This is a genomic window from Pedobacter sp. (assembly GCF_045628745.1).
Classification (GTDB): Bacteria; Bacteroidota; Bacteroidia; order Sphingobacteriales; family Sphingobacteriaceae; genus Pedobacter.
In genome coordinates this window covers 1-7,489 of the sequence record NZ_JAZQPU010000249.1, presented here as the reverse complement: position 1 = coordinate 7,489, position 7,489 = coordinate 1, and the positions used below count along the sequence as shown (strand labels likewise).

The following is a 7,489-nucleotide window of genomic DNA, read 5'->3' as shown; positions in this document are numbered from 1 at the left end:
GTTAGTATTTGAAACATGTAACAGTCATGTTGATGGTAAAAAAGCAAAAGCTGACTCCCACTTTTGCATGTTACACTATTTGCCTGGAGTTGAGTACTTGCGCCTGTAGCGAAGTAGTCGCGCTGCCTAAAAGAAGGAAAGCGATAGATAAAGTGCTTTTTAAAGATGCAGTTTTCATGAGTGAGTTTAGAACAGGCTAATTTAGGGTGTTCTCCTCAATTAAAGAAATGTTATCTTGGCCGGGGTGGTCGCTAATCCATGTATACTTCGGCTGCAGGTTTTGGTTGATGGCTGTAGAACTTTTTAATCCTCATTAAGTTCCACAAGGTATAAGTATGGTTTTTATGGAGGTAAAGGTGCTCATGGATTAGCCGGTCTACATAAGCTTTATTTAAAAAGGCCGGCAAGCCCTGGTTTAAGTCTAAAAGTTCAGCTTTAAGTTCATTCCTGAACCATAGTCCAATAGGCACACTAAAGCCTCGTTTAGGACGGTCGAAAAGGGCCTTGGGTACATGTTTGGCAAGAATATCTTTTAAGATGGATTTTTTAATGCCGTCCTTTAACAATAAATGATGAGGAATAGCCCTGGAAATCTCAATCAGGTTGGCATCCAGCATAGGCACCCTCAATTCAAGGGAAAAGCGCATGGAGGCGCGGTCAGATTTGGTCAGCATTTCATCCGGCAGGTTCCACAGCAGGTCAATGTTGCTCAGGTCTTTCTCATTTTCAAGCGCAAGTGTTTTGGGGATAGGTAAAATATCGGTAAAGGTGATGTCTTCTTTTCCAAAATGCAGCTTTATAAAATCTTTATCCACCATCCTTTGCAGGTCCCAGGGTTTAATGGTGGTCGCATAAACCTGGTAAAAGTTGAGTAGTGTAGGTTTTTTGATGGGAAAGACCATTTTTAAGGCCTTTTCCTGTTGAGTAAGGCGCAGGGCGCCGGCAAACAAGCGCCGTAAAATTTCGGGTTTATCTTTAAAAAGGCGGTAGAACCGGGTGGCAAAAGTATATCGTTCGTAACCAAGAAATAATTCATCGCCACCATCACCAGACAAGGCTACCGTGATACCCTGCTCCTTTGCTTTTTTACACAATATGCTTAAAGGTAAAGAGGCGAAATCACCAAAGGGCTCATCAAAATAAAAATCAAAATCGGTAATCAGGTCCAGCAGATCTTCAGGCTCAAAGCTAAGGTTCTGGTGGTCGGTTTTTAAGTGATTGGCTACCGCAGTAGCATAGCCGCTTTCATCAAAACCCTGTTCCTTGAAGCCCATGGAATAGGTCTTAATGGGTACTGGAGAGCTTTTTTGCGCCAGTGCTGCAATGAGGGAACTGTCAACGCCACCACTTAAAAAACAACCCACATTAACATCTGCCATCATTTGCATTTCTACTGCACGCTGCAATTCCTCTTCTACAATTTTTAGGGCATGCTGGTAATTTTTAACAAAATAGGGGTTGTGTGTAGTTTGATCTATAACAGACCAATACCTGGTGATGAGGAGCTTGCCCTTTTTATACTCCAGGTAACAACCGGGTTCTAGTTTATAAACATTTTGATAAGCAGAATCAGGGGCGGTGATATAACCGAGAACTAAAAACTGTAAGAGCGCCTTTTCATTTTTATGGGCTAATATGCTGGAAGGAAATACCTTGAGCTCACTGCCAAAGGCAAATACATCATCCTGGTGGTAGTAGTATAAAGGTTTAATCCCAATTTTATCGCGGGCAACAAAAAAAGCCTTCGTTTGGGTATTATAGATACAAAAGGCAAACATGCCATTGAATTTAGATAAACAATGCGAGCCCCAGCAATCATAGGCTTTTAAGATGACCTCTGTATCTGAATGGGATACAAAAGAATAGCCTTTTTTGACCAACTCATCTCTGATGGCGTGGAAATTGTAAATCTCGCCATTAAAGGTGATGATGAACTCTTTGAAGAACATGGGCTGGTGACCAGCGGCTGTTAAATCAACAATGGCCAGTCTGCGGTGGACCAGACAAACATTTTGCACCTGGTAAATGCCAAAGCTATCAGGGCCCCGGTGTTCTAAAACTTCCTTTGCTTTAATGATGGATGGCATATTGATTGCCCCGGCTATACCACACATGGTTGTCGTATTAAAAATTAAATAAAATCTTACAGCTTCCTTTTTCTAGGTAATGCTTATGCTAAGTAGTAATCAGCATAAACAATTTAAGGCTATATATTCCTAAATTTAGATGATATTTAATCATACAAACAGTTTAATTGGAAATTGTAAACCTCATTGCTCAGGGTGTAAAATATCAAAGTGATTATACGGCATACGAGTACATCAATGTCCCTGGCATTAACAAATGTGTGTATATTTTTTTGCTTTTTATTTCACATGCTGTGGCTCAAACCACAGCAACAGTGCATTAGCTCATATTTAATAACTCTTTTATATAGGGAAAGCGCTTTTATGGAAAATTCAACCCAGAATTAAGCTTTATGCTCATCAGACATCTTACTTGCAACTATTAGCTCATTTGATCATGGCTTACTGATCACAAGCCCATCACTAACTTATGCGGTGGAGAACCTTCGGGTTTGCTAGGGAGCAGGTAGCGGGTTGGTTGCGGAAATCCCGAAGCAAACCGGTAGCAGGTCCGGTGCAGGAGTGTATCTTATACGTCGCATAGGTTGGCTATAGGTTACTGAAGGGTAGCTGAACGGTAAGTGATGGTATAGTAGTGCTATATAGATTAAAGAAATAAAATCTTACATTAGCTGTTGATCAAAAAATGAACAATCGCTACCAAAATTTAAAAGTACAATATCCTTTTATATATACGCTGTTGCGGTGGGCAATCATCATGATTCCTGTAGCCATCGGCATTGGCAGTATCATAGCCCTATTTTTAACCTTATTGAATGCCGCCATCCAATATCGCTTTCAGCATCCATGGTTATTATACTTTTTGCCCCTTGCAGGCTTATTAATTTATTTAATTTACCGGTATTATGGCCAGCCAGCAGAAAAAGGCAATCACCTTATTATAGAACAAATACAATTGGAGGGTGCTGCTGTGCCCAAAAGAATGGCGCCAATTATCCTGCTCACCACGGTCATTACCCATTTATTTGGTGGTTCTGCAGGGCGGGAGGGCACGGCTGTACAAATAGGTGGCAGTATAGCATCACTTTTTGGCCGTTGGCTAAAGTTAACAGGTATCGACAGGCGCATGGTTTTAACGGCCGGTGTTGCGGCAGGCTTTGGTGCTGTTTTTGGAACCCCTTTTGCCGGGGCGATTTTTGCGATTGAGTTTTTAACCTCCCGAAAGATAAAGATAGATACTTTTTTACCCGCCTTATTCGCAGCGGTAATTGGTGACCTTACCGTTAGCTTCTGGCAGGTTGCCCATGTTCATTACCGCATTGATACCGTAGTTACTGCACCAACCTTTATCGCTACTTATTTTACCTTCGATTTTTTACTGCTTTTCAAAGTAATGCTTGCTTCCATCGCCTTCGGATTGGCAAGTTTTCTTTTTGCCAGGATGGTGCTTGAAATTAAGCTTTTATTCAATAGACTTTTTGCCCTGAAATGGCTGATTCCAATTTTTGGAGGTTTGCTAATCATTGCGTTGACCGTTTTGATCGGTAAACCAGACTACCTGAGTTTAGGGGTAGCCGCAGAATATCCCGGTGCAGTTACCATCAGTTCAGCTTTTAAGCAGGGTGGTGCCGACAGCTGGAGTTGGCTTTGGAAAACCATTTACACTGCTGTTACCCTCGGTACAGGATTTAAAGGAGGTGAGGTAACTCCCTTGTTTTATATTGGTGCCACCTTAGGAAATACATTGGCTATCCTTTTAAATGCACCAGTGAGCTTATTTGCTGCTTTAGGTTTTATTGCAGTTTTCGCTGGCGCTACTAATACCCCTTTGGCCTGCACGACAATGGGCGTAGAACTTTTTGGCCCACAATACATTGTTTTATTTGCCCTCGCCTGCTTTACCGCTTATCTTTTTAGTGGCTATACAGGCATTTACAATACCCGCCGCATGCCAGCCAGGCTTTTTGCCGGGACGCTGAAAAGCAATACTTACCTGCAGAGAAAATTTACCAAGTATCTCCAACCATTTAAAAAAACAAAGCGCCTTTAAAGGCTATTTTTAGCCACCAGGTATAAGGCTAATTTCCTTAAATTGCGCCCAAATCGTTAACCTATGCAAGATTACAAAACTGTAGATAGTTCACAAATTACCTTAACAGAACTCATGATCCCTTCGTATTCTAATTTTGGGGGTAAAATACATGGGGGAACCATCTTAAGTTTAATGGATAAAGTGGCTTATGTATGTGCGGCTAAACATTCTGATGGTTATTGCATCACGGCTTCCATTGATGTGGTTGACTTTCTGGCTCCGGTAGAAGTAGGAGAGCTGGTATCCTTAATGGCATCTGTCAATTACGTGGGCAATTCTTCTATGATTATTGGCATCAGGGTAGTGTCGGAGAATATAAAAACACATGTTACCAAACATACCAATACCAGTTATTTTACCATGGTGGCCATCGGCGATGATCATAAACCAAGGAAAGTTCCGGGCCTGATTTTAAAAACCGACGATGACTTGCGTCGTTTTACCCAGGCTCGCAACCGAAGAGAGCTCAAAAGAGTGTATCGCAAAGATGAAGTACAGCTCAAAGTAGGGTATAACAAGGAAATATGTGTGGAAGGTTTAAAAAATGAGCGTTGTCAAATTGCTTTTTAACGTTTAAAAAGTTCCTTCTACTTCTTTCTTGAAGTTATTTAAAATACGCTGCCAACCATCTTTTTGCATCTCCTTAGGGAAAGTATCTTCCGCTTCAAAAGTCTCGGTTACCTTTGTTTGTTCACCAAGATCCTTGAAATTGATGTTTACTTTCCTGCCATCTCCTAAGGTATAACTGATGAGCTCATTGATTTTGATGTCGTCATAAATGCCCCAGAAATCAAAACCCTGGCTTTGATCCTTTGCTTCCATTCTTGCCTGTATACGCCCTCCAATACGTAAATCATTTTCTGCACCAGGGCAGTGCCAGCTGTCGTCTGCAAAATTCCATTTCCTGATGTGCATGGGTTCATTCCAATGTTCCCATACTTTTGCTACAGGTGCATTGACGGTCGTTTCTACGGTGATGAGTGTTTTGTTTTGTGTTTCCATATCCTGTTTAATTGATGAGTACTAGCCTCATAAATCCAAAATTAATGTAGGCGGGCTATATTTATAGCCTGTTATTCAGACAAAAATCGGGTGCATTTACGACGATGCAATAATTGTAAATCCTAAATATTAATTCAAAATACAGAAAATATAATTTAAATATTAACATATTCTATCATAAATACATTTTATATTTAATATAAATTAATGTGTCATGCAAAATGCGAAAGTACATCAAAATAGTTATGCGAGTGCAGGGACCATATGGAATGCTATAGCTGCAGAACCTTTATTTAAGGATTTATTGGTGGAATTCGAGTTTCACAAAAAGTTGCTGCATATCTTTCAGTTGGGTGATTTTTATCACTACCTGTATAACCTCAACTCCAGGAAATTTGAGTTCATCAGTGCAGAAATGCCACTTGTTTTAGGCTATCCGCAGGAGCTCCTAAACAGTACCTTTTTCTTAAGTATTGTACATCCCGAAGACCTCCCGTATGTTTTGGGCTACGAAAAACAGGTGGTCAATTTCTTTTGCCTTATGAAAAAGGAGTGTGTGGTTAAATACAAAGTAAGGTATGATTTTAGGGTTAGAAAAAGTAGTGGCAACTATATACGGCTGTTGCATCAAATGCTGTGCATCATTCCTGATAATCGGGAGCAATATGTACATTCTTTTTGTGTAGATACGGATATTACTTTCTTAAAAAAAGATGGCTTTCCTGTTTTATCATTCATAGGCACGGAAGGTGAACCTTCTTATGTTGATGTAGGCATAAAGCCTGGATTTTCAAGAACTGAGGATCACTTAACCTTCCGGGAGAAAGAGATCATAATGCTGCTTTCTGAGGGTTATACCAGTAAAGAGATTGGAAGGAAGTTGTTCATTTCGCCGGCAACAGTGACCACTCACCGCAAGAATATTTTGCGTAAAACCGGTGTGGGTTCCACACCTAAGCTTGTCAATGCTGCTATTTCAAAGGGTTGGATATAAGGCTGATCAATATAAAAATAAGCAGAACATTCATCCAATTTGATTGTTCAAATCATAAGACAGTAAAATCTTTCTGCCTTTTCTGGACTACATACAGCATTGCTTACCCTTTAATATTGATGGATGAAAGCGCAGCAGACGACTGAACCTGGTATGCCACAGCAGAAACTCGGCTTAATTGATGCAATTGCGTTGATGGTGGGGATTGTAATTGGTGCCGGAATATTTAGAACGCCATCGCTGGTAGCTGCCAACACAGCTACGGATACCATATTTCTGTTGACCTGGGTTTTGGGTGGAGCAGTATCTTTAATAGGGGCCCTTTGCTATGCTGAACTGACCACTGCTTTCCCTCATACGGGCGGCGATTATCACTTTTTACAAAGAGCATACGGCAAACGTTTAGCTTTTCTCTTTGCCTGGGCACGGTTAAGTATTATCCAAACTGGCTCCATTGCCATCATAGCTTTTATTTTCGGCGATTATTTTACCGAAATTTACAGCCTCGGCGAGTTTTCTTCAGTCATTTATGCTGCTTTGTTAATTGTGGTGCTCACGGCCATTAATATGGCCGGAATAAAGTTTGGTACCGGGGCACAAAAGTTATTTACCCTAACAGAAGTGGCGGGCGTATTGCTGCTGGTTGCTGCAGGCTTGTTTTTTGCTCCCGCCCATGTGGAGGGGGCAAGTGCTGCAGCCAGTACAGCAAATGCACCTCAAAATGCCATGGGCCTGGCCATGGTTTTTGTATTGCTCACTTTTGGGGGCTGGAATGAAGGTGCCTACATCTCCGCAGAATTAAAAAATGGGACAGGCAGCATTGTCAAAGCTTTAATCGGCAGTATCCTGATCATCACCCTATGTTACCTTTTGGTCAATTTTGCTTTTATCAATGCACTGGGCCACCAGGCTATGGCACAATCTAATGCTGTGGGGGTAGATTTGATGAACCTGGTTTGGGGATCAACAGGTGTATGGGTCATTTCTGTGCTGGTTGTTATCTCTACCCTGACATCAGTAAACGCCACTATTTTTACGGGTGCCAGAACAAACTATGCCCTGGGGCAGGATTTTAAGGTATTCTCCTTTTTAGGGAAATGGAATGGCAGGGCATCTGGGCCGCTGAATGCCTTTCTAGTGCAGGGCTGTATATCTTTAGCATTGGTGAGCCTGGGTTTATTGACCCGTACAGGTTTTCAAACCATCATTGAATATACAGCACCTATTTTTTGGTTATTTTTTTTGCTGGTAGGCATTGCCTTATTTGTTTTGCGTAAAAAAGAACCTTTAAGGCCCCGGCCTTTTAAGGTACCC

Annotated in this window: 6 protein-coding genes; 4 read left to right on the top strand and 2 right to left on the bottom strand. The window is 41.3% G+C overall.

Translation table 11 applies throughout. The annotated features are described in order from the left end of the window. Positions 1 to 251 precede the first annotated feature (251 nt). A complete protein-coding gene (gene asnB / locus ACR2F7_RS09525) occupies positions 252 to 2,114 on the bottom strand; it encodes an asparagine synthase (glutamine-hydrolyzing) (RefSeq protein WP_432713343.1) in 1,863 nt (620 codons plus the stop codon). Between the two features lie 658 nt (positions 2,115 to 2,772). Here asnB and ACR2F7_RS09520 point away from each other — a divergent pair. Together ACR2F7_RS09520 and ACR2F7_RS09515 are read left to right on the top strand one after the other, a co-directional pair. Continuing rightward, positions 2,773 to 4,137, top strand: coding sequence for a voltage-gated chloride channel family protein (locus tag ACR2F7_RS09520; RefSeq protein WP_432713342.1), 1,365 nt, complete (start codon positions 2,773 to 2,775; stop codon positions 4,135 to 4,137). A 63-nt stretch (positions 4,138 to 4,200) separates the two neighbouring features. Continuing rightward, positions 4,201 to 4,749: an acyl-CoA thioesterase gene (locus ACR2F7_RS09515; protein ID WP_432713341.1), complete on the top strand. Its 549-nt coding sequence runs from the start codon at positions 4,201 to 4,203 to the stop codon at positions 4,747 to 4,749. Between the two features lie 3 nt (positions 4,750 to 4,752). On the opposite strand, the gene ACR2F7_RS09510 is transcribed toward ACR2F7_RS09515, so the two are convergent. After that, positions 4,753 to 5,181: an SRPBCC family protein gene (locus ACR2F7_RS09510; RefSeq protein ID WP_432713340.1), complete on the bottom strand. Its 429-nt coding sequence runs from the start codon at positions 5,179 to 5,181 to the stop codon at positions 4,753 to 4,755. A 214-nt stretch (positions 5,182 to 5,395) separates the two neighbouring features. On the opposite strand from ACR2F7_RS09510, the gene ACR2F7_RS09505 reads away from it, so the two are divergent. Further along, positions 5,396 to 6,175 carry a LuxR C-terminal-related transcriptional regulator gene (locus ACR2F7_RS09505; RefSeq protein WP_432713339.1) on the top strand — a complete coding sequence of 260 codons (780 nt, stop codon included), beginning with the start codon at positions 5,396 to 5,398 and terminating at the stop codon, positions 6,173 to 6,175. 123 nt (positions 6,176 to 6,298) lie between these two features. Then, on the top strand, positions 6,299 to 7,489 hold a 1,191-nt coding region (locus ACR2F7_RS09500; protein ID WP_432713338.1), incomplete at its 3' end, for an APC family permease.